This is a genomic window from Acidovorax sp. AC410 (genome assembly GCF_979253235.1).
This window is the reverse complement of record NZ_CEEDCG010000001.1, coordinates 982,186-1,000,099: the sequence shown is the minus strand read 5'-3', so window position 1 is coordinate 1,000,099 and position 17,914 is coordinate 982,186. Positions and strand designations below refer to the sequence as shown.

The window sequence follows — 17,914 nt, the reverse complement described above, 5'->3', positions numbered from 1 at the left end:
CCCCCGGCCACCAACCCGCCAGGAGCTGCTGCCATGACCCTCTATATCCTCGCGTTCGCCGGCGGGGTGCTGACCCTGCTCAGCCCCTGCATCCTGCCGGTCCTGCCCTTCGTCTTCGCGCGCCATGACCGGCCCGCTGCACAGGGCCACCTGCCCTTGCTCGCCGGCATGGTCGTTGCCTTCGCGTCCGTGGCCTCGCTGGGTGCGGTGGCGGGTGCCTGGGCCGTGCACCTGAACCAGGCCGGCCGCTGGATCGCACTGGCCTCGCTGGCCTGGTTCGCGGTTTCCTTGCTGCTGCCCGGGGTGGCGGGCTGGTGGAGCCGCCCGCTGGTCCGGGCGGGCGAACGCCTGCTGCGCGTCAAGACCCCAAGCCCCTGGCTGGGCTCCGCGCTGCTGGGCGTCGCCACCGGCCTGGTCTGGTCACCGTGTGCGGGGCCGGTGCTGGGCCTGGTGCTCTCCAGCGCCGCCTTGGCCGGCCCGGATGTGCACACCTCGCTGCTGCTGTTGTCCTACGGCGCGGGTGCGGCCCTGGCCCTGTGGGTGGCATTGCGGATGGGCGCCCGGCCCCTGGCGGCCCTGAAGGCGCGCTGGTTGCCTGGCGTCGCCGGCCGCCGCCTCGCTGGCGGTGTGATGCTGGCCGCGGTGCTCGCGGTCGCCCTGGGCGTGGACACCGGCGTGCTGGCCCGGCTCACCGGCCCCGGGGCTGCAGGTGGGTTCGAAGCCCGGCTGCTGCAGCGAGCGATGCCAGGGGCCGAGGCGGCCGAGTTGCCCGCCGACCGCCATGCCACACCACGCCCCTCCAGCCTGCCCATCGAATCCACGCGGGTCAGCCTCGATGGCGGCACCCAGTGGCTCAATGCCGCGCCGCTGTCCATTGCCGCGCTGCGCGGCAAGGTCGTGTTGTTGAATTTCTGGACCTACTCCTGCGTCAACTGCCTGCGCACGCTGCCCTACGTCAAGGCCTGGGCGCACAAGTATGCGGACCGCGGCCTGGTGGTGGTGGGCGTACACACCCCGGAGTTCGCGTTCGAGAAGGACCCCGGCAACGTCCAGCGGGCTGTGCGCGATCTCGGCATCCCCTACCCCGTGGTGCAGGACAACGACTTCCGCATCTGGCGCAGCTTCAACAACCGGTACTGGCCGGCGCTGTACTTCGTCGATGCGCAAGGCCGTGTGCGGCACCACCAGTTCGGCGAAGGCGGCTACGCGGCCTCCGAGCGCGTGATCGAGGAGCTGCTGCGCGAGGCTGGCGCCTCCTCCACTTCCAGCACCGGCGCCGTGCCACCGAATGCCCGACCAGACACCCGGGGCCTGGGCCTGGCTGCCGATGCGGATACGCTGCGCAGCCCCGAGACCTACCTGGGGTACGAGAAGGGGAGCCGTCCGCGCGTGGCCGGCAGGGTCGTGGCCGACCAGCCGGCGCACTACACCGCTGCGCCGCTGCAGACCAACACCTGGTCGCTTGCCGGCAATTGGACGCTGGGCCCCGAGTTCGTGCAGGCCCACCAGCCGGGCGGCCGCCTGGCGGTGCGCTTCGAGGCCCGCGATGCCAACCTCGTGCTGGGTGCGGCCACCGGCCAGCCCGTGCGCTTTCGGGTGACACTGGACGGCCAGCCGCCCGGTATCCACCATGGAACGGACGTGGACGCCGAAGGCAATGGGGTGGCGGACGCGACGCGGCTCTACCAACTGATCCGCCAGGGCGGCACGGTGAAGCCCCGCACCGTGGAGATCCAGTTCCTGGATGCGGGCGCGCGCAGCTATGCCTTCACCTTTGGCTGAACGGCCCCTCGGCGACCTGTTCAGTGTGTGCGCCATGCCCACCAACGGGCCCCGGTGCGGGGCCTCGCCGGTATTGAAGACGGGCCTATCTGCTAGGCCCCATCTGGCGTAGCGGGCCGGGCACCGGCCGTTCAGAATGGAGCGGTGCCGTCGCGGCCCGCGACAGGACAGGACAACAACGACAACGCCAGGAGACTTCATGCGCCTTACCCTTCCCCCGCACGCCGATCGGTGCTGGCCCTGCTCGCCGTGCTGGCACTGCCGGGCGCCTGGGCGCAGGCGCCGGCCTATCCCGACAGGCCCATCAAGCTGGTGGTGGGCTACCCGGCCGGCGGCGCGGTGGACATCGTCGCGCGCACGGTGGGCCAGGCCATGTCCGTCAGCATGGGCCAGCCCATCGTCATCGAGAACAAGCCCGGCGCCGGCACCAACATCGCGGTGAAGTCCGTGATCAGCGCGGTGCCTGACGGCTACACGCTGATGCTCGCGGCCAACGCACTGGCGGCCAACATGGCGCTGTACCAGCCCGCGCCGTTCGATGCCGAGAAGGACATGGTGCTGATCTCGCAGGTGGGCCGGGTGCCCGTGGTCATCGCGGCCAACCCAGCGGCGCCGTACAACACCGTGGCGCAGCTCATCGCGGCGGCCAAGGCCAAGCCCGATGGCATCGCCTTCGCCAGCCCGGGCAACGGCGCCACGCCGCACATGGCGGTGGAGCTGTTCGCCAAGGCGGCCGGCATTGCGCTGCAGCACGTGCCCTACCGCGGCGGCGGGCCGGCCATCACCGACACCATCGGCGGCCAGGTGCCGCTGGTGGCGGTCAACGCGCTGGAGGCCCTGCCGCACGTGAAGAGCGGCAAGCTCAAGGTGCTGGCCGCGCTGAGCGCCAACCGCACCAGCATCTTCCCGGACGTGCCGACTATCGCCGAATCCGGCTACCCCGGCTTCGAGGCCTCGGTCTGGTACGGCCTGGTCGCGCCCGCAGGCACGCCCAAGGCCATCACCGACAGGCTGCATGCCGAGGTGCAGAAGGCACTCGGGCAGCCCGAGGTCAAGGCGCGCATGACCGGCGTGGGTGGCGAGGTCACGCCCGGCAGCAGCGCGCAGTTTGCCGCGCTGGTGCGCTCCGAACGCCAGCGCTACGAGAAGCTGGTCAAGGAGACCGGCATCAAGCCGGACTGAACCCATGGCGGCCTTCCTGCCCCGGCGCCGGTTCCTGCCCCTGCTGGGCCTGCCGTTGCTCGCCGGGGCGCGGCTTGCGCACGCGGCGGCCGACTTTCCCTCGCGGCCGGTGCGCATCATCGTGCCCTTCACGCCCGGGGGCTCCAGCGACATCCTGGCGCGGGCCGTGGGGCTGGAATTGGGTCAATCGCTGGGCCAGCCGGTCATCGTCGAGAACGTTCCGGGAGCGGGGGGAACCCTGGGCTCCGAGCGGGCCCTGCGCTCGCCGCCCGACGGCCACACGCTTTTCATGGGCCACACCGGCACGCTGGCGGTCAATCCCTGGCTGTACTCGCAGCTCGGCTTCGATCCGCTCAAGGCCTTTGCGCCCGTGGCCCTGGTGGCCCGGGTGCCCAACGTGCTGGTGCTCCATCCCTCGGTACCTGCCGGCAGCCTGGCCGAACTGGTGGCTTACTCGCAGTCGCACCCCGACCGGCTGGCCTATGGGTCGGGTGGCAATGGCAGTGCGGCCCACCTGGCGATGGAGCTGCTCAAGCTGCAGACGGGGCTGAAGGCCTTGCACGTGCCCTACAAGGGCACGGCACCCTCGGTGAACGACCTGCTCGCGGGCCAGGTGCAGATGCTGTTCACCGGCGTGCCTGCGCTGCTGCCGCACATCAAGGCCGGCAAGATCAAGGCGCTGGCGGTCTCCAGCCGCCAGCGCCTGGTGCAGTTGCCCGATGTGCCTGCGGTCGAGCAGTCCGGCGCAGCGGGCACGCGCGGTTTCGAAGCCGACCAGTGGTACGGCCTGGTCGCCCCCGCGCGCACGCCGGCCGACGTGGTGCAGCGGCTCAATGCGCGCACCAACGACGCCCTGGTCGCTGCGGCGGTGGCCCAGCGCCTGGCCAGCGAAGGGGCCCAGCCCACTCCTGCCACCGCACAGGCATTCGGCGCCCTGATCGCCAGGGAAAAGGCCCGCTGGGAAGTCGTGGTCAAGGCCGCCGGGGTGAAGGCCGAATAGGGTCGCGCAGCCCTTCGAATCACCCGCTTGCGTCCGCGGTCTCGAACTCTGCCGCCTTGAGATCCCCCAGCGGCGACAGCAGGGCCGGATCGAACGCGCGCGGCGCCAGGCCATCGCGCAGGCGCTGCGGCCAGTCGGGGTTGGCCAGTGCACCGCGGCCCAGGGCCACGAGGTCCGCACCATCGCCCAGCGCGTTCGCCGCGCGTGCGGGGTCGTGCAGGCCGCCGTTGGCGATGAGGGTGGTGCCGGGCGCATGGCGGCGCGCCAGCTGCACCAGGCTGGCGCCGCCATCGGCGAAGGCTGGGCGCCAGGCCTCGAACTCGGTGACGTGCAGGCAGTCCGCGCCCGACTGTGCCAGGGCGCTGAACACGGTGGCTGCACCGCCCTCGGCCTCGGGCCAGCGGTGGGTGAAGTCGTTGACCTTGCCCTGCGAGATGCGCACCCCGATCGGCGCTGCGCTGCCCAGCTCCTGCCTCACACCCTGCACCACCTCGCAGGCCAGGCGCACGCGCTGGCCGATGGGGCCGCCCCAGGCATCGCTGCGGCTGTTGGTGTGGCCGGTGAGGAACTGGTCGAGCAGGTAGCCATTGGCGCCATGGACCTCCACGCCGTCGAAGCCGGCCACTTCCACCGCGAGCCGTGCCGCCCGGCGAAAGCCGGCGATGGCCTCGGCGATGTCGGCCTCGGACATCGCCACGGGCAGCGGGTAGAGGCCTTCGCCGCGGTACAGCGCCATCTGCTGCCCCAGCGGGCGGATTGCCGACGGCCCCGCCGTGTGGTCGCGAAAGCGGTTGAACTGTGACAGCGCGCCCGCATGCATGAGCTGCGCGAACACGCGCCCGCCCGCCGTGTGGATGGCCTGCACCACGGGGCGCCAGGCCAGGGCCTGCGCGCGGTCGCTCAGCCCCGGCTGGTGGGCGTAGCCCTGGGCAAAGGCCTGGTCGGTGTAGATGCCCTCGGTGATCACCAGGCCGAAGCCACCCTCTGCAAAGCGCGCGTAGTAGCGTGCCATGCGCTCGGTGGCATGGCCTTCGGCTGTGGCGCTGACGCGCGTCATGGGCGCGACGGCCAGCCGGTTGGGCAGGGCGAGGGGGCCGATGCGGGTGGGCGACAGCAGGGGTGTCATGCGGGCACCCCGGGGATGGTGGCGATGGCCTCGATCTCGATCATCGCGTCGGGCGAGTACAGGCCCGAGACCTCGACGATGGTGTCGGCAGGGTAGGGCGCGCTGAACCATTGGCGACGCAGCTCCACGATCTTCGGGAAGTGCGCCATGGAGGTCAGGAAGATCGTGACCTTGGCCACATGGCGCAGGTCCGTGCCGGCGGCCTGGAGCACCCGGTCGAGGTTCTTGAAGGCCTGCTGGGCCTGGGCATCGAAGTCGCCCCTGCCGACGATGGCGCCGTCGTCGCCGATGGCCGCCTGGCCCGAGACGAAGACCAGGTTGCCCAGCGCAATGGCCTGCGACAGCAGGAAGGGGGCATAAGGGTCGGGCTGGGTATGGACTTGCGTGAATGGCATGGTGGTTTCCTTGATGGATGAACAGGGTTGGGTCATGGTTCGCCCGAAGGCGATGACATGCCGCAAGTTTCTTAAAAGGAGTGGCACTCGACAAAGGTTGATTTTTCAGGCGACAGATGAGTAGAACTAAACTGTCGCGATGCGCAGACTTCCCCCTTTGGGTGCCATGCGGGTGTTCGAGGCCGCCGCGCGGCGGCTGAGCTTCAAGGACGCGGCCGACGAGCTGCACGTCACCCCCACGGCCGTGAGCCACCAGATCAAGCTGCTGGAGGAGCACCTGGCCCTGCGCCTGTTCGAGCGCGGAACACGCCAGGTGTCGCTGACGGCCGCAGGGCACCAGCTGTTTCCCGTGTTGCGCGATGGGCTGGACAGCTTCGAGCGCGCAGTCGAGCGCGTGCGTCGCACCCAGGGCCAGGCGCAGACGGCCACGCTGTCATCGACCGTGGCCTTCATGGCCAAGGTGCTGGCGCCGCGCGTCGGCTCGTTCAGCGCACAGCACCCGGGCTGGGCCCTGCGCCTGGATGCCAGCCACCGGGTGGTGGACCTCGACACCGAGGCCGATGCCGCCATCCGCTACGGCAGCGGGCGCTATGCCGACATGGTGGTGGAGCCCTTGTTCCAGGACCGTTTTGCCCCCGTTTGCACACCGGCCCTGGCGGTGGCCGCGCTGCGCGACCTGGGTGCCGTGCCGCTGATTCATTTCGAATGGGGCCAGGCGCCGCGCGACGAGTCGCTCGCGCCGGTCTGGCGCACCTGGCTGCAGCAGGCAGGGCTGGTCGGCGACGCGCCCCCGGATGCGGGGCTGTCGTTCACCGAGGAGATGCATGCCGTGCAGGCCACCGTGGCGGGCCAGGGCGTGGGCCTGCTCAGCCTGACGCTGGTGGCAGACGAGCTGCGCTCGGGCGTGCTGGTGCAGCCCTTCGATCTTGCGGTGGACAGCTACCGCTACGACCTGGTCTACAGCCCGCGCGCGGCCGACCGGCCGGCCACGCGCGTGCTGCGCGAGTGGGTAAACGGCCAATTCGGCAACCGGGTGTGACAGGTCTCAGCGCAGCCCCATGTAGCTGGTCCACTTGCGCTCGTAGCCGTTCTTCTCGAACTCGTCGGCCATGAAATCGATGAAGGAGCGCACCTTGGCCGACAGGTGCTTGCGGCTCGGGTAGGCGATGTTGATCTGGATGCGCGGCAGGTCCCAGTCGTTGAGCACCGGCACCAGCCGCCCGGCCACGATGTCGTCGTAGACGATGTAGCTGGGCTGCACCAGGATGCCCAGCCCGCTCAGCGCCGCGGCGCGAAGCACCTGGCCATCGTTCGATTCGAGCAGGCCCTGGATGGGCACCACACAGCTGTCCGCGCCGCGGGCCAGGCGCAGCTCGTGCGCATGGTTGGCGTACACGTAGATCAAGAAGTCGTGCGCCGCGAGTTCGCCTGGCGACTGGGGCATGCCGTGCGAGGCCAGGTAGGCCGGCGAGGCGCACAGCACCCGGCGCGTGGTGGCCAGCCTGCGGATGGTGATGCTGCTGTCGGGCTCGAACTCGCGGTTGCGGATCGCCACGTCGATGCCGTTCTCGATCATGTCCAGGTAGCGGTTGGCCGCCTCGATGTGCACGCGCACTTGCGGGTACAGCCGGTGGTACTGCGCCAGGCGCGGGGCGATCAGCTGCATCGAGAACGACAGCGAGGCGCTGACGCGCAGCACCCCCGAGGGCTTGAGCGTGCTGGAGTTGATGGCCGTCTCCGCATCCTGCAGCTCGGCGAGCACGGCGCGCGCGCGCTCGTAGAACTCCTGGCCCTCGCTGGTCAGATACAGGCGCCGGGTGTTGCGCTCCACCAGCCGCGCCTTGAGCCGGGCTTCGAGCGACGCCAGGTGGCGGCTGGCGGCGGGGTTGGACAGCCCCAGCGCCTCGGCCGCACCGCCCATGCTGCCCACCTCGGCGACCTTGATGAACAACTCCAGCTCGGTAAGGCGGTCCATATTTTCATTTATTGGAAATCTTCATTCCATTTTGACCTGTTTATATTGTTTTGTGGAAATCATAAAGTCCGGTCTCACAGCCAGCGAACACCACGGCGGAGACAGGAACCATGCGCAACCTCGACCAGGACAACATCACCCAGGCGGTCATCGCCAGCTTTGCCGGTACCGCCGACCCGCGCCTGAAGCAAATCCTCATCAGCCTGGTGCAGCACCTGCACGCCTTCGCCCGCGAGGTGGAACTGACCGAGGACGAGTGGTTCAAGGGCGTCGAATTCCTCACCCGCTGCGGCCACATCACCGACGACAAGCGGCAGGAATTCATCCTGCTGTCGGACGTGCTGGGCCTGTCCATGCTCACCGTGGCCATGAACAACCACAAGCCTGAAGGCTGCACCGAGGCCACGGTGTTCGGCCCCTTCTACGTGAAGGATGCACCGCAGTACGAACTGGGCGCCGACATCGCCAACGGCGCCAAGGGCACGCCCTGCCAGGTGCGCGGCACGGTGCGTGGCACGCGGGGCGAGGCCATTGCAGGCGCCACGCTCGATGTCTGGCAGTCCGACGACGACGGCCTGTACGACGTGCAGCACGAGGCGCTGGAGCAGGCGCAGGCGCGCGGGCAGCTGCGTGCCGACGCCGAGGGCCGCTACCACTTCCGCTCCATCGTCGCCGTGCCCTACGCCATTCCGCACGACGGGCCCGTGGGCGCCATGCTGCAGGCCACCGGCCGCCACCCCTGGCGCCCGGCGCACCTGCACTTCATGGTGAAGGCGCCGGGCTACGAGACGCTGATCACCCACGTCTTCCGGCAGGACAGCGACTACCTCGACTCCGACGCGGTGTTCGGCGTGCGCCAGTCCCTGGTCTGCGACTGGGCCCTGCAACCCGATGGCAGCTACTTGCTCGCGTACGACTTCGTGCTCAACCCGGCGAAGGCGGGGTGAGGCCAATGCTGTTCAGCTTTCTCCTGCTCGACCGGCCGGATGCCGGCGACCTGCGCCAGGCCGTGCGCCCGCAGCACAAGGCCTACCTGGGTTTGGTGCAGCAGCGCATCGCGTTCGCCGGGCCCCTGGTGCACGACGACGGCAGCACCATGCTCGGCAGCCTGCTGGTCATCGACTTCGAATCCCGTGAAGCGGCGCTCGCCTGGCTGGCGAACGAGCCATTCACCCAGGCGGGCCTGTACGTCAGCACCACCGTCCACGCCTTCATCAACCTCTGGCCCCAGAAGACGGGGTTCCCTGCATGAGCACCTACCCGCAAACCATCCGCCACATCGTGATGTGGAACGTGCAGGGCGACACGCCTGCCGAGCGGCAACGCACCATCGAGCGCCTGTGCACCAGCTTCGACAGCCTCAAGGGCCGCATCCCCGGGATGCGGCACCTGGAGATCGGCGTGGACGTGAGCCGCACCGGCTACGCCTGCGACGTGGTGCTCTACAGCGAGTTCGATTCGCCCGAGGCCCTGGCCGCCTATGCCGAGCACCCGGAGCACCTGCGCGTGCGGGCCGAACTGGGCGCCATGCGCACGGCGCGCTACCAGGTGGACTACCCGGTCGCTGCGGCATGAGTGGGCGGCAAGAGAACCACCCCATGTACGGCTTCATCTACCGCCACCAGTCGCCGCGCACCGTGTTCGGCGCCGGGGCGCTGGCCCACCTCGAACGCGAGATCGACCTGCTGGGTGCCCGCCGCGCCCTGGTGCTGTGCACGCCCGGGCAGGTGGCCCAGGCCCAGCAGGTGGCAGACCGCCTGGGTGCGCGCGCGGCCGGCGTCTTCGCCCGGGCCGAGATGCATGTGCCCATCGAGGCCGCGCGGGCGGCGCGCGACGAGGCGCGCCGGCTGGGGGCCGACTGCGCCGTCGCCATCGGCGGCGGCTCCACCATCGGCCTGGGCAAGGCGATTGCGCTCGAATCGGGCCTGCCCATCCTGGCCATACCGACCACCTATGCGGGCAGCGAGATGACGCCGATCTACGGCATCACCGAAGCCGGCCTCAAGACCACGGGCCGCGATGCCCGCGTCATGCCGCGCACGGTGATCTACGACCCCGAGCTCACGCTGTCGCTGCCCGTGCCGCTGAGCATCACCAGCGGCATCAATGCCATTGCGCATGCGGTGGAGGGCCTGTATGCAGAGGACGGCAACCCCGTCATGGACTTGATGGCCGAGGAGGGCATCCGCGCGCTGGCCCGGGCGCTGCCGGCCCTGCACTGTGACGGCAGCGACGTGCAGGCGCGCGGCGATGCCCTGTACGGCGCCTGGCTGTGCGGCAGCGTGCTGGGCAACGTCAGCGTGGCCCTGCACCACAAGCTGTGCCACACCCTGGGCGGCAGCTTCAGCCTGCCGCACGCCGAGACCCACACCGTGGTGCTGCCCCATGCGCTGGCCTTCAACCTCCGCCATGTGCCCGGTGCCGCGCAGCGCATCGCGCGCGCCCTGGGTGGCGTGGCGCCCGGCGACGTGGCTGGCGCGCTGTTCGACCTGGCGCTGGCCACGGGCGCGCCCGTGGCCCTGCGTGACCTGGGCCTGCGCGAGGCCGACCTCGACACCGCATGCGACCTGGCCCTGACCCAGCAGTACCCCAACCCCCGGCCGCTGGAGAAGAACGCTGTGCGCCACCTGCTGCAGATGGCCTACGAGGGGCGAAGGCCCACTGCTGCGCCATTGCCGTAACGAACAACCATTCCAAAGGAGACAAGTATGACAACGAAAGCAACCCAACCATCCCCCCGCCGCCCCAGCCTCATGGGCTTGGCGCTGCTCGCCCTGGCACCCTGCCTGGCCGTGCCGGCCCTGGCGCAGGACAAGTACCCAAGCCGCCCCATCAAGGTGATCGTGCCCTTCCCGGCCGGCACGGCGCCCGACGTGATGGCCCGCTTCTGGGCCGAGCGGCTGGCCAAGGCCGTGGGCCAGGGCGTCATCGTCGACAACCGGCCGGGCGCCAGCACCATCGTCGGCACGCAGCAGTTCGTCGCTGCCCCGGCCGACGGCTACACCTTGCTGTACACCGCCAGCGGCACGATCTCGATCAACCCCTATGTCTACAAGAAGCTGCCCTACCAGGTCGGCGACCTGGTGCCGGTGATCCAGACCCTGTCGATCCCGCTGGTGATCACCGTGGCCAACAGCTCGCCCTTCAAGACCCTGCCGGACCTCATCAAGGAGGCGAAGGACAAGCCGGGCAAGGTGAGCTATGCCTCTTACGGCGTGGCGACGGCGCCGCATGTGTCCATGGCGCATTTCGCCAACAGCGCCAACGTTGCGATGAACCACGTGCCCTACAAGGACGGCGGACTCAACGACATCGTGGGCGGCACGGTGGACACGGCCTTCAGCCCCATTGCCGACGTGCTGCAGTTCATCCGCACGGGCCGGGTGCGGGCGCTGGCCGTGTCGAGCCGCCAGCGCCTCGAATCCCTGCCCCAGGTGCCCACCGTGGCCGAGACCTTCCCGGGCTTCGAGGGCGATTCCTGGCACGGCATCTTTGCCTTGAAGGGCACGCCGCAGGCCGCCATCGACATGGTGGCCGCCGCGTCGCAGAAGATCGTGGCCTCCGACGAGTACAAAAAGTACCTGGGCAGCATGGGCCTGGTGCCCATCGGCGGCACGCCTGAGGCCTTTGCCAGCGTACTGCAGGTGGACGGCAAGCGCTGGGTCAATGTCATCAAGGGCAACAACATCACCCTGGACTGAGCCGCTTCACCCGCTCTTTCAGAGCAGGTGCTCCAGCCGGATCGGCAGGTCGCGCAGGCGCTTGCCCGTGGCGTGGAAGATGGCGTTGGCAATCGCCGGTGCCACGCCGGTCATGACCACCTCGCCCAGGCCCTTCACGCCCAGGTTGTTGATGCGCGGGTCGGGCTCGTCGATGAAGTCGGCCTCGATGCTGCCGATATCGAGGTTCACCGGCAGCACGTACTCGGCCAGGTTGGCGTTGAGGAAACCGCCGTAGCGCGGATCCACCTCGCTGACCTCACGCAGTGCCGCGCCGATGCCCCAGACCACGCCGCCCTGCACCTGGCTGCGTGCGGTGCGCGGGCTGGCCACGCGGCCGCAGTCGGCCACGCTCACCACGCGCGGCACGCGCACACGGCGTGTGTGGGGCTCGATGCGCACCTCCACGAAATGCGCGATGTAGCTGAAGGCCGCGAACTCCGGGTAGTGCGGTCCCGCCGCCGCGGGCAGGCCCTGGGCCAGGCGGGCGTAGATCGGCTCGGGTTGGCCCGGTGCGCGGTGGCGGCTTTCCACCTCGATGAAGGGCGTGCGCGCGGCCTTCAGGATCTGCGCTGGCGTGCGCGCGCGCCGCGAGGTATTGAGCGCCGCCAGCTGCGCCATGGCCTCCTCGGCCGCCTGGAGCGCTGCCGGCAGCGCCGTGGCCGTGCCCCAGGAGCCGGCGGTCAGGTGCTGGGGCACGCCGCGCGTATCGCCCAGCACCACCGTGACCTGGTGCACGGGCACCTGCATCACCCCGGCCACGGTGTTGGCCACGGCAGTGCGGATGCCCTGGCCCATCTCGTGCCCGCCGATGTTGATGCGCACACGGCCATCGTCCGACACGCGCAGCCGCGCAATGGCCGGGGCCGTCGCCGCCTTGTAGGCCCCGGCGGCCACACCCCAGCCGATCAGCGTGCCATCGGCCGCCTGCATGGACCCCGGGGCGCTGCTGCGGCGCGACCAGCCAAAGCGCTCGGCGCCGCGCGTGAGGCATTGCGCCAGGTGGCGCGAGGAAAAGGGCTTGCCCGACTGCGGGTCGACCTGCGTGTCGTTGGCCAGGCGCAGGGCCACGGGGTCCTGCCCCAGCGCATGGGCCAGCTCGTCCATGGCGCTCTCCAGTGCGAAGCAGGTGAAGTGCTCCCACGGCCCGCGCATGAAGCCCGGCGTGTGCGTGTCGGTGCGCACCAGGCTCTCGCGCCCGCGAAAGTGGGCGCAGGCGTACATGCTGGCCGATATCTCGGTGCACGATGAGGGGAACAGGTCGTGCTGCGAAGTCTGCTGCTGCACCTCGTGCGTGATGGCCTGCAGCCGGCCTGCGGCATCGGCGCCCAGTTGCAGCCGGTGCGTGCTGGCCGGCCGAAAGCCCGAGGCATGGAAGACCTGCTCGCGCGTCACCACCAGCTTGACCGGGCGGCCCAGCCGGCGCGCCGCCAGCGCCACCAGCACCGTGTGGCCCTGCAGCGAATTCTTCTGGCCAAAGCCACCACCGACCGAGGGCGACACCACGCGCACCTGCTCGGGCGGCACCGCCAGTTGCCTGGCCAGGCCATGGCGCAGGGCGCCGCTGTTCTGCGTGGATTCGTAGACCGTGAGCGCATCGCCCTGCCAGTGCGCCACCGTGCCCAGCAGCTCGATGGGATTGGCATGTTGCGCGGGGCCGCGGTACTGCGCTTCCACCCGCACGGCGGCGGCGGCATAGGCCGCATCCGCATCGCCGCGCAGCTTGTCGGCAAAGGCCGGCTTGGGCAGTGGCAGGTCGGCCTGTGGGAGAGCACGGTTGCCGGGTGCGGCGAAATCCACGGTGAAAGGCGTTTCGTCGTACGTGGCGCGCACCCGGGCGGCGGCCTCTGTGGCCGCTTCCAAGGTGTCGGCTACCACGATGGCGATGGGCTGGCCGTGGTAGCCGATGACGGTGCCGGCCAGCGGCTGCAGGCTCTGCACGCCGTAGCCCCCGCCCAGGATGAAGCCGGCCGAGGCCAGGCCCCGCACGTCCTCGTGCGTGAGTATGAGGCGCACGCCGGGCACGGCCTGGGCCGCACTGCGGTCGATAGAGCGCAGCGTGCCGCGGCCGATGCGCGCCACCGCGAGCATGGCGTAGGCCATGCCGGGCAGGTTCTGGTCCGTGCCGTAGCGCGTGGCGCCGCGCACCTTGTCGTAGGCGTCCACGCGCGCCGTGTCGGGAAATGCCTGGGGTGAATGTGTCGCTGTGGTCATGCCGTGCCTGCCCGTTCCTTGGCGATGAGGAGTGCGTCGGCCACCGTCTGGCGGCCGAGCTCGATGCGAAAACCGCTGTGGTGCCCGGCCCTGGCGCCCTCGAAGGCGATGGCGGCGGCCTGCAGTGCGCTGTCGCGCGTGAGCGGCTGGCCAATCAGCGCCTGCTCTGCCTGGCGCGCGCGCCATGGGCGGGTGGCCACGCCCCCCAGCGCAATGCGCGCCTCGCGCACCACGCCGCCATCGATCTGCAGTGCCACGGCGGCCGATGCCAGCGCGAAGGCATAGGACTCGCGGTCGCGCACCTTGTGGTACGTGGACGCCCGGCCCAGCGGTGACGCCGGCACGCGGATGCGCGTGACCAGCTCGTCGGCGGCCAGCGCGGTCTCGATGTGCGGCGTGCTGCCCGGCTCGCGGTGCAGCGCCTCGATGGGAATGCTGCGCATGCCGCGCGGGCTGATGGTGTCCACCACGGCATCGAAGGCCGTGAGTGCAACCGCCCAGTCGCCGGGGTACACGGCGTTGCAGGCGTCGCTCGCGCCGAGCAGGGCCTGGCCGCGGTCGGCGCCGTCGATGGCGGCGCAGCCGCTGCCGGGCTGGCGCTTATTGCAGGGGTAGGACTCGCCGCCGCGAAAGTACGCGCAGCGCGTGCGCTGCAGCAGGTTGCCGCCCACGCTGGCCATGTTGCGCAGCTGCTGCGAGGCGGCCTTCCACAGCGATTCGGCCAGCGCCGGGTAGAGCACCATGACGCGCGGATCGGCGGCCACCCGGGCCATGGGGGCCAGCGCACCGAAGCGCAGCTCGGCGCCCACGGTGTGGATGGCCGAGAGCTCGCGTACACCGGTGATGTCGATCACGGCGGGCGGCGCCATCACGTCCAGCTTCATCAGGTCGTACAGCGTGGTGCCGCCGGCCAGGAAGCGCGTGCCCTCGGGGGCGGCGGCCATGGCGCGCACGGCATCGGCCGCCGTGGTGGCGCGGGAGTAGGCGAAGGGGCGCATGCTCAGAACCTCCGCACCAGGGGGGCCGCCTGCTGGATGGCGCCCACGATGCCCACGTAGGCGCCGCAGCGGCACAGGTTGCCGCTCATGTACTCGCGGATCTGCTCGGGCGACTTCGCATGCCCTTCGCGCACGCAGGCAATCGCCGCCATGATCTGGCCCGGCGTGCAGTACCCGCACTGCAGCGCGTCGTGGTCGATGAAGGCCTGCTGCATGGGGTGCAGTGCGCCGCCGGGGCCTGCGATGCCCTCGATGGTGGTCACCGCGCGCCGGTCGGCCTGCACCGCCAGCGTGAGGCACGAGGCCACGCGCTGGCCGTCGAGGTGTACTGTGCAGGCACCGCACTGGCCGTGGTCGCAGCCCTTCTTGGCGCCCGTGAGGGCCAGGTGCTCGCGCAGCGTGTCGAGCAGTGAGGTGCGCGCATCGACCACCAGGGCCACGGGCTGGCCGTTGACCTGCATGCGGATCGGCACCTGGAAGGCAGGAGGCGCGGCCGAGGCGGCAGGTGCTGCGCTGGCGTCGATGGTGATACCACCGGCCAGGGCGGCCATGGCACTGCTGACGACCACCTCGCGGCGGTTGAGTTCGGGGCCACTCGCACAAGCCTGGCCGGGCTCGGCGGATGCATGGGGACAGGGGTGTTTCATCGGGATTTCCTGCGGTGGGAGCCAGCCCGATCCAGCGTGTGGCCATCGGGACTGTGCGATGGCGCGGATCGTATGATCTGCACCAGCCCATGGGAAGTAGGCACTTGAAAGTGCCTCACTTACCGCGCGGAAACCGCCATGACCATGCACGACACCACCCACGCCCACCGCTACCCGCTGCACAAGCACCCACCGCCGGGCGCCACCGACCCGGAGCTCGACCGGCTGGTGCGCGAAATCATCGGCCGCGTGGCCGACAAATGGACCATGCTGGCGCTGGAGGTGCTGGCCGAGCACGGGCGCCTGCGTTTCACCCGCGTGGGGGAACTGGTAGGCGACATCAGCCAGAAGATGCTGACCAAGACCCTGCGCCAGATGGAGGCCGATGGCCTGGTGGTGCGCACCGTGTTTGCCGTGGTGCCGCCGCGCGTGGAGTATGAATTGACCGAGCGCGGACTGAGCCTGGGCGCGGCCTTCTGCGGCGTGTGGCTGTGGGCCGAGGAGCACCGCCAGGGCATCCGCGATTCGCGCAAGGCCTTCGAAGCCGGCGGTGGGGCCGCCGGCGGGTGCGAAGCACCGTAGTGGTCAGGCGTGGCTGCGGTCCGCTGCGGCCGGACGCTGCGCCAGCCCCTTCCAGGTGACTGGCTGCCACAGCGCCAGCTGCGCCAGCGCCGGGCTGGTGTTGACCAGGTCGGCGATGGAATAGCGGTCCAGCTCGCGCAGGAAGACCTCGGTGGCCAGCTTCAGGGCCACCTCCAGGCCGCAGCCGCCGGTCAGCACGCAGTGGTTGTCCTCGCCCATGCATTCCACCAGTGCGAAGTCGACCTCCAGCCGGCGCACCACCTCGCCGAGCGAGAGCTTGCGCGGGTCCATCGCCAGGCGCATGCCGCCATTGCGGCCGCGCACCGTGTCCACCCAGCCCGTCTTGCCCAGCGCATGGGTGACCTTCATCAGGTGCGCCTGCGAGATGCTGAAGGCCTCGGTGATGTCGGCGATGGTGACCAGGGCCTCGGTGCGCGAAGCCAGCACGAGCAGCACGCGCAGGGAATAGTCGGTGAATACGGTCAGGCGCATGGGGCTGGGCAGGAGGGCGTTGCGCTGGATTGTCTCAGCTGGCGTGTTGTGCGGTGGCCAAGCCGGCCAACGCATCGGCAAAGCCGTGGTTCACGTCGCGGTGGCCCGCCTCGTCGGCACGCACGGCCAACACCACGTCGCGCAAGCGGGCATCGGCGGGCAGCTTCCAGTAGCCGATGGCGATGGCGGGTGCCGGCACGTTCTCGACCCGGCCTGCGTCGATCTCCGCCAGGTACAGCGTGTAGCTGACCACGGCCTGCTCTTCGAAGTAGCCTACCAGGCGGTGTGCCGTGCGCGAAGAGACCAGGTACAGCGCGAAGAAGCACACGAAGAAAACGGCCTGCGTGAACAGGATCACCGCACGCTCGAACCAGTTGGGCCGGGCGATCTCGATGAAGGTCATGAGGTGCATGCGCTCGTTCTCGGCTTCGTCGAGCAGGGTGCGAATCCAGCCTTCGTCGTCCACCATCCAGCGCAGGCAGCGCAGGTGCACGAGCATGCCGCCCACCATGCCGGGGACGGCTGCCACCGTCTCGAGGACGATGGCGCGGTTGCCGTAGCGCTTGGCAAAGAAGGTATCGGCGAAAAAGCGCAGCGCGAGGGTGATGGACAGGGCCACGCGGTCGGAGAAGCCGGCGGCGGGGTGGTGCGCATCGAGGCTGTGGTCGGTGTGGGGGGCTTGGGTGCCGTGGGTGTCGGTGGTCATGGGTGCATTCCAGTAAAGGCGCTGGGATCGGATGGCCGGGGTCCTGGATGGCTTGCTGTCTACCGCGCCGCGTAAACATTGATTTAATGTATATCTTTAAGCGCCAGGCGTCAAGGGCGTCGCCCCCTCACGGAGACGGCGCCCTGAGTTACGGGCGTGCCGGGATCAGGCTTTCCACTGCAGCCGCAGGCGAGCCAGCAGCGGGGCCCCGAAGAGATTCACGAACAGGCCGACCATGAGCAAGGCCCCGCCGACGAAGTGCACCGGCTGCAGTGTCTCGCCAAAGGCCAGCCAGCCCGTGCTCAGGCCGACCAGGGGCACCAGCAGCGTGAAGGGCGCCACGCGGTTGATGGGGTAGCGCGAGAGCAGGAAGGTCCACACCCCATAGCCGAACAGCGTGGCCGCCCAGGCCAGGTAGGCCACCGAGGCGAAGGACGCCAGGCCGAAGCCCTGCAGCGCCGCGGAGATGGCGGCAGGCCCCTCGATCAGGAGCGAGAGCGCCAGCAGCGGCAGCGGTGGCACCAGGCTGGCCCAGACCACGAAGGCCAGCTGGTTCATGGGCCCATGCCGGCCCACGGCCCGGCTCACGATGTTGCCGCAGGCCCACATGGCGGCGGCGGCCACCGTGAGCAGAAAACCCAGCAGCGGCATCGAGGCGCCATGCGCGCTGCCGATCAGCATCAGCCCCCCGGCCGCCAGCAGCAGGCCGGCCAACTGGTTGCCCTGCCAGCGCTCGCGCAGCCACAGGGCCGTGAGCACCAGCGTGAAGAACGACTGCGACTGCAGCACCAGCGAGGCCAGGCCGGAGGGCATGCCCACGTGGATGGCGCTGAACAAAAAGGCGAACTGCCCCACCGACATGCTCAGCCCGAAGGCCAGGTACAGCCGCAGCGGCACCTTGGGCGCCTTGAAGAACAGCAGCGCCGGGAAGGCTGCGAGCATGAAGCGCAGCGCCCCCAGCAGCAGCGGCGGCACGCCGACCAGACCGACCTTGATGACGGCGAAGTTGACACCCCAGACAAGGATCACGAGCAGCGCGAGCACCAGGTCGCGCGGGCGCAGGGCGGCGGGCGCGCTCATGGGGCGGACCTTGGGT

General features: G+C 70.0%; 19 protein-coding genes. 10 read left to right on the top strand and 9 right to left on the bottom strand.

The window, feature by feature from the left end; all coding sequences use genetic code 11:
* Positions 1 to 33: 33 nt before the first annotated feature.
* The 3 genes from AC0IZS_RS04570 (at position 34) to AC0IZS_RS04560 (ending at position 3,964) form a co-directional block, all read left to right on the top strand.
* Positions 34 to 1,782, top strand: coding sequence for a cytochrome c biogenesis protein DipZ (locus AC0IZS_RS04570; protein ID WP_471634562.1), 1,749 nt, complete (start codon positions 34 to 36; stop codon positions 1,780 to 1,782).
* Positions 1,783 to 2,013: 231 nt separating this feature from the next.
* Positions 2,014 to 2,964, top strand: coding sequence for a Bug family tripartite tricarboxylate transporter substrate binding protein (locus AC0IZS_RS04565; protein WP_471634561.1), 951 nt, complete (start codon positions 2,014 to 2,016; stop codon positions 2,962 to 2,964).
* 4 nt (positions 2,965 to 2,968) lie between these two features.
* Positions 2,969 to 3,964, top strand: a complete 996-nt coding sequence (locus tag AC0IZS_RS04560; protein WP_471634560.1) for a Bug family tripartite tricarboxylate transporter substrate binding protein — start codon at positions 2,969 to 2,971, stop codon at positions 3,962 to 3,964.
* Between the two features lie 19 nt (positions 3,965 to 3,983).
* Here AC0IZS_RS04560 and AC0IZS_RS04555 read toward each other — a convergent pair whose 3' ends face one another.
* Both AC0IZS_RS04555 and AC0IZS_RS04550 read right to left on the bottom strand, forming a co-directional pair.
* A complete protein-coding gene (locus AC0IZS_RS04555) occupies positions 3,984 to 5,090 on the bottom strand; it encodes an oxidoreductase (protein WP_471634559.1) in 1,107 nt (368 codons plus the stop codon).
* Positions 5,087 to 5,485, bottom strand: coding sequence for a RidA family protein (locus tag AC0IZS_RS04550; RefSeq protein WP_471634558.1), 399 nt, complete (start codon positions 5,483 to 5,485; stop codon positions 5,087 to 5,089). Before AC0IZS_RS04550 ends, AC0IZS_RS04555 begins: the two co-directional genes overlap by 4 nt.
* 139 nt (positions 5,486 to 5,624) lie before the next feature.
* Here AC0IZS_RS04550 and AC0IZS_RS04545 point away from each other — a divergent pair, with 139 nt between their 5' ends.
* Entirely contained in the window at positions 5,625 to 6,524 is a 900-nt protein-coding gene (locus AC0IZS_RS04545) for a LysR substrate-binding domain-containing protein (protein ID WP_471634557.1), read from the top strand.
* A gap of 6 nt (positions 6,525 to 6,530) precedes the next feature.
* Here the strand turns inward: AC0IZS_RS04545 and AC0IZS_RS04540 are convergent, their stop codons facing one another.
* Entirely contained in the window at positions 6,531 to 7,460 is a 930-nt protein-coding gene (locus AC0IZS_RS04540) for a LysR family transcriptional regulator (RefSeq protein ID WP_471634556.1), read from the bottom strand.
* A 110-nt stretch (positions 7,461 to 7,570) separates the two neighbouring features.
* Here AC0IZS_RS04540 and AC0IZS_RS04535 point away from each other — a divergent pair, with 110 nt between their 5' ends.
* From AC0IZS_RS04535 to AC0IZS_RS04515, 5 genes are read left to right on the top strand one after another with little or no spacing between them, the layout of a single operon-like run.
* Positions 7,571 to 8,407: an intradiol ring-cleavage dioxygenase gene (locus tag AC0IZS_RS04535; protein ID WP_471634555.1), complete on the top strand. Its 837-nt coding sequence runs from the start codon at positions 7,571 to 7,573 to the stop codon at positions 8,405 to 8,407.
* 5 nt (positions 8,408 to 8,412) lie between these two features.
* Positions 8,413 to 8,712, top strand: a complete 300-nt coding sequence (locus AC0IZS_RS04530) for a YciI family protein (protein WP_471634554.1) — start codon at positions 8,413 to 8,415, stop codon at positions 8,710 to 8,712.
* On the top strand, positions 8,709 to 9,035 hold the full coding sequence (locus AC0IZS_RS04525) for a Dabb family protein (RefSeq protein WP_471634553.1): 327 nt from the start codon (positions 8,709 to 8,711) through the stop codon (positions 9,033 to 9,035). Before AC0IZS_RS04530 ends, AC0IZS_RS04525 begins: the two co-directional genes overlap by 4 nt.
* 23 nt (positions 9,036 to 9,058) lie before the next feature.
* Positions 9,059 to 10,141, top strand: coding sequence for a maleylacetate reductase (locus tag AC0IZS_RS04520; protein WP_471634552.1), 1,083 nt, complete (start codon positions 9,059 to 9,061; stop codon positions 10,139 to 10,141).
* 27 nt (positions 10,142 to 10,168) lie between these two features.
* Positions 10,169 to 11,161, top strand: a complete 993-nt coding sequence (locus AC0IZS_RS04515) for a Bug family tripartite tricarboxylate transporter substrate binding protein (RefSeq protein WP_471634551.1) — start codon at positions 10,169 to 10,171, stop codon at positions 11,159 to 11,161.
* Positions 11,162 to 11,179: 18 nt separating this feature from the next.
* On the opposite strand, the gene AC0IZS_RS04510 is transcribed toward AC0IZS_RS04515, so the two are convergent.
* From AC0IZS_RS04510 to AC0IZS_RS04500, 3 genes are read right to left on the bottom strand one after another with little or no spacing between them, the layout of a single operon-like run.
* Positions 11,180 to 13,393, bottom strand: a complete 2,214-nt coding sequence (locus AC0IZS_RS04510) for a xanthine dehydrogenase family protein molybdopterin-binding subunit (RefSeq protein WP_471634550.1) — start codon at positions 13,391 to 13,393, stop codon at positions 11,180 to 11,182.
* Positions 13,390 to 14,391 carry an FAD binding domain-containing protein gene (locus tag AC0IZS_RS04505; RefSeq protein WP_471634549.1) on the bottom strand — a complete coding sequence of 334 codons (1,002 nt, stop codon included), beginning with the start codon at positions 14,389 to 14,391 and terminating at the stop codon, positions 13,390 to 13,392. The genes AC0IZS_RS04510 and AC0IZS_RS04505 overlap by 4 nt, the downstream gene beginning before the upstream one ends.
* Positions 14,392 to 14,393: 2 nt before the next feature.
* Positions 14,394 to 15,038, bottom strand: a complete 645-nt coding sequence (locus AC0IZS_RS04500) for a (2Fe-2S)-binding protein (RefSeq protein WP_471634548.1) — start codon at positions 15,036 to 15,038, stop codon at positions 14,394 to 14,396.
* A 138-nt stretch (positions 15,039 to 15,176) separates the two neighbouring features.
* Between AC0IZS_RS04500 and AC0IZS_RS04495 the strand changes: the two genes are divergently transcribed.
* Positions 15,177 to 15,620: a winged helix-turn-helix transcriptional regulator gene (locus tag AC0IZS_RS04495; protein WP_471634547.1), complete on the top strand. Its 444-nt coding sequence runs from the start codon at positions 15,177 to 15,179 to the stop codon at positions 15,618 to 15,620.
* Positions 15,621 to 15,623: 3 nt separating this feature from the next.
* On the opposite strand, the gene AC0IZS_RS04490 is transcribed toward AC0IZS_RS04495, so the two are convergent.
* The 3 genes from AC0IZS_RS04490 to AC0IZS_RS04480 form a co-directional block, all read right to left on the bottom strand.
* Positions 15,624 to 16,112 carry an RrF2 family transcriptional regulator gene (locus AC0IZS_RS04490; protein ID WP_471634546.1) on the bottom strand — a complete coding sequence of 163 codons (489 nt, stop codon included), beginning with the start codon at positions 16,110 to 16,112 and terminating at the stop codon, positions 15,624 to 15,626.
* 34 nt (positions 16,113 to 16,146) lie between these two features.
* Entirely contained in the window at positions 16,147 to 16,818 is a 672-nt protein-coding gene (locus tag AC0IZS_RS04485) for an alternative oxidase (RefSeq protein WP_471634545.1), read from the bottom strand.
* Between the two features lie 165 nt (positions 16,819 to 16,983).
* Positions 16,984 to 17,898: an EamA family transporter gene (locus tag AC0IZS_RS04480; RefSeq protein WP_471634544.1), complete on the bottom strand. Its 915-nt coding sequence runs from the start codon at positions 17,896 to 17,898 to the stop codon at positions 16,984 to 16,986.
* Positions 17,899 to 17,914: the final 16 nt, after the last annotated feature.

Bases quoted from the DNA above. Each gene is read 5' to 3' on its own strand.
- AC0IZS_RS04570 (WP_471634562.1), top strand. From the start codon at position 34: ATGACCCTCTATATCCTCGCGTTCGCCGGCGGGGTGCTGACCCTGCTC.
- AC0IZS_RS04560 (WP_471634560.1), top strand. From the start codon at position 2,969: ATGGCGGCCTTCCTGCCCCGGCGCCGGTTCCTGCCCCTGCTGGGCCTG.
- AC0IZS_RS04555 (WP_471634559.1), bottom strand. From the start codon at position 5,090: ATGACACCCCTGCTGTCGCCCACCCGCATCGGCCCCCTCGCCCTGCCC.
- AC0IZS_RS04550 (WP_471634558.1), bottom strand. From the start codon at position 5,485: ATGCCATTCACGCAAGTCCATACCCAGCCCGACCCTTATGCCCCCTTC.
- AC0IZS_RS04545 (WP_471634557.1), top strand. From the start codon at position 5,625: ATGCGCAGACTTCCCCCTTTGGGTGCCATGCGGGTGTTCGAGGCCGCC.
- AC0IZS_RS04540 (WP_471634556.1), bottom strand. From the start codon at position 7,460: ATGGACCGCCTTACCGAGCTGGAGTTGTTCATCAAGGTCGCCGAGGTG.
- AC0IZS_RS04535 (WP_471634555.1), top strand. From the start codon at position 7,571: ATGCGCAACCTCGACCAGGACAACATCACCCAGGCGGTCATCGCCAGC.
- AC0IZS_RS04530 (WP_471634554.1), top strand. From the start codon at position 8,413: ATGCTGTTCAGCTTTCTCCTGCTCGACCGGCCGGATGCCGGCGACCTG.
- AC0IZS_RS04525 (WP_471634553.1), top strand. From the start codon at position 8,709: ATGAGCACCTACCCGCAAACCATCCGCCACATCGTGATGTGGAACGTG.
- AC0IZS_RS04520 (WP_471634552.1), top strand. From the start codon at position 9,059: ATGTACGGCTTCATCTACCGCCACCAGTCGCCGCGCACCGTGTTCGGC.
- AC0IZS_RS04515 (WP_471634551.1), top strand. From the start codon at position 10,169: ATGACAACGAAAGCAACCCAACCATCCCCCCGCCGCCCCAGCCTCATG.
- AC0IZS_RS04510 (WP_471634550.1), bottom strand. From the start codon at position 13,393: ATGACCACAGCGACACATTCACCCCAGGCATTTCCCGACACGGCGCGC.
- AC0IZS_RS04505 (WP_471634549.1), bottom strand. From the start codon at position 14,391: ATGCGCCCCTTCGCCTACTCCCGCGCCACCACGGCGGCCGATGCCGTG.
- AC0IZS_RS04500 (WP_471634548.1), bottom strand. From the start codon at position 15,038: ATGAAACACCCCTGTCCCCATGCATCCGCCGAGCCCGGCCAGGCTTGT.
- AC0IZS_RS04495 (WP_471634547.1), top strand. From the start codon at position 15,177: ATGACCATGCACGACACCACCCACGCCCACCGCTACCCGCTGCACAAG.
- AC0IZS_RS04490 (WP_471634546.1), bottom strand. From the start codon at position 16,112: ATGCGCCTGACCGTATTCACCGACTATTCCCTGCGCGTGCTGCTCGTG.
- AC0IZS_RS04485 (WP_471634545.1), bottom strand. From the start codon at position 16,818: ATGACCACCGACACCCACGGCACCCAAGCCCCCCACACCGACCACAGC.
- AC0IZS_RS04480 (WP_471634544.1), bottom strand. From the start codon at position 17,898: ATGAGCGCGCCCGCCGCCCTGCGCCCGCGCGACCTGGTGCTCGCGCTG.